This window comes from Bartonella sp. MU70NMGDW (genome assembly GCF_042194085.1).
GTDB classification, from domain to species: domain Bacteria; phylum Pseudomonadota; class Alphaproteobacteria; order Rhizobiales; family Rhizobiaceae; genus Bartonella; species Bartonella grahamii.
Genome location: NZ_JBHIMK010000283.1, coordinates 1 through 1,482, shown reverse-complemented (window position 1 = coordinate 1,482; position 1,482 = coordinate 1). Strand labels below are relative to the sequence as shown.

The 1,482-nt window shown below is 35.4% G+C and carries 3 protein-coding genes; 1 reads left to right on the top strand and 2 read right to left on the bottom strand.

Going from position 1 to position 1,482, the window contains the following annotated elements; all coding sequences use genetic code 11:
* The coding region (locus ACFIKE_RS10480) for a hypothetical protein (protein ID WP_375649822.1) at positions 1 to 474 on the top strand (474 nt) is incomplete at its 5' end.
* 3 nt (positions 475 to 477) lie between these two features.
* On the opposite strand, the gene ACFIKE_RS10475 is transcribed toward ACFIKE_RS10480, so the two are convergent.
* Positions 478 to 900 (bottom strand): type II toxin-antitoxin system HicB family antitoxin, encoded by a 423-nt coding sequence (locus ACFIKE_RS10475; RefSeq protein ID WP_375649820.1) that lies wholly within the window; start codon positions 898 to 900, stop codon positions 478 to 480.
* A 20-nt stretch (positions 901 to 920) separates the two neighbouring features.
* Entirely contained in the window at positions 921 to 1,103 is a 183-nt protein-coding gene (locus tag ACFIKE_RS10470; protein ID WP_006589116.1) for a type II toxin-antitoxin system HicA family toxin, read from the bottom strand.
* Positions 1,104 to 1,482 lie beyond the last annotated feature (379 nt).

Genomic DNA, 1,482 nt, shown 5'->3' with positions numbered 1-1,482 from the left:
GGACGCATCTCACGAGCAAAAACACCGCATGAACCCATGGATAAATTGGCAATTGAAATGCGTGCCAAACGCTTCTGCTTGACCATAGAAGAGGCTAAAAATCCGCTTTCCGGTACCTATATCGGGCGGCTTTATTTGCAAGGTGTGATTAATCAAGACCAATATGATGCTGCACAAAAATATCTTGAAGTGAGAAACAATTACCTATGTGCAAAAGCATTGCCTAATGCAATTTATGATGAAATGCCTACAACTTCTGATAACGGAGCAAGAGAGAAATGGGTACAGAAGGCAACAGAACATCTTTTAGCTGTAAAAGATGTTGTTCAAGAAGCCCAATGTTTACACCGTCAATATAACCTTCATGCCGCATTACAGTATCTTGTTATAGAAGATCAATCACTACCACACCTTGTGCTTTCATTGCGCATTGCTCTTAATGCGCTTTATAAACATTTTACGCAAAACCGGTAGTTTTCAAGCGGCGTCTTGGATATTAATGGCAACCTCTTTTCCAAGAGCAATGAGAGTGGATTCCAAGGCATCTAATTTGGTTGCGTGGTTTAAATCCAACAATCGGTCAATTTGTGTTGGATGAAGTTTTAAAAGACGTACGAGATCAGCTTTGCGTAAGTTTTTTTCAATCATAGCGTTATGTATTGCAATTTTTAAAGTCACCAATGAAGATACTTCAACAAAAGGATAGGCAATATCACGATGTCCAAAGGGAATAGGTTCACGATCTTGAAAACGCCCCATAATGACTGTTAAAAGTGCATTTTTAGCCTGTTCCAAAGCCTCTTTTTCATCGTTACCATAGGTAATAAATTCCTGAAAGTCTTTAGAGACGACTAGAAGAGTATCATTGTCATCTTTGATAAATTTGATTGCATATTTCATTTACACCTCCATATTCAGGCTTATTTTAGGTCAAGATCTTTAAGAATCTTCTGGACTAATCCTGTTCCTAATTCTTTTCGCGTACCATGCATAGGTAAAACGGACTTTTTAGAACCACGCTTTACAAGCAAATGCCCTCCCTTCCCTGAAGTAAAACTGCAACCATGCTTTATAAGATATCTTTTCAATTCTTGACTATTCATTATAATAATATAACATCTAAAATGTTTCAATACAACATAAATGTTGTGTTAAAGGAAAATAAAGAATATCTTTTAAAACACCATATTTAGGTAAAAAAATAAAAAAAATACAAGATCATGATTTTTTTGTTGACATAGTGTAAAAAATAATATTTAATGGCGCCACTGCACTAGTCGTATTGTGTCTAAAATTCAAAAATATCCTCAAAAATTCAGTAAAATATGAACTTGAAACGTGGCTAGAAAGCCCCGTTTTCTGGGTAATTCTGGCTAATCAATTTTTCACAGAATAAAAATCAATTTTTGACTAATGATGTCATTAATTATGACTCAAAAGGAGCAATGATGAAAGCTGTCATCACTAAGCCAATGTGTGTTG

Bases quoted from the DNA above. Each gene is read 5' to 3' on its own strand.
- ACFIKE_RS10475 (WP_375649820.1), bottom strand. From the start codon at position 900: ATGAAATATGCAATCAAATTTATCAAAGATGACAATGATACTCTTCTA.
- ACFIKE_RS10470 (WP_006589116.1), bottom strand. From the start codon at position 1,103: ATGAATAGTCAAGAATTGAAAAGATATCTTATAAAGCATGGTTGCAGT.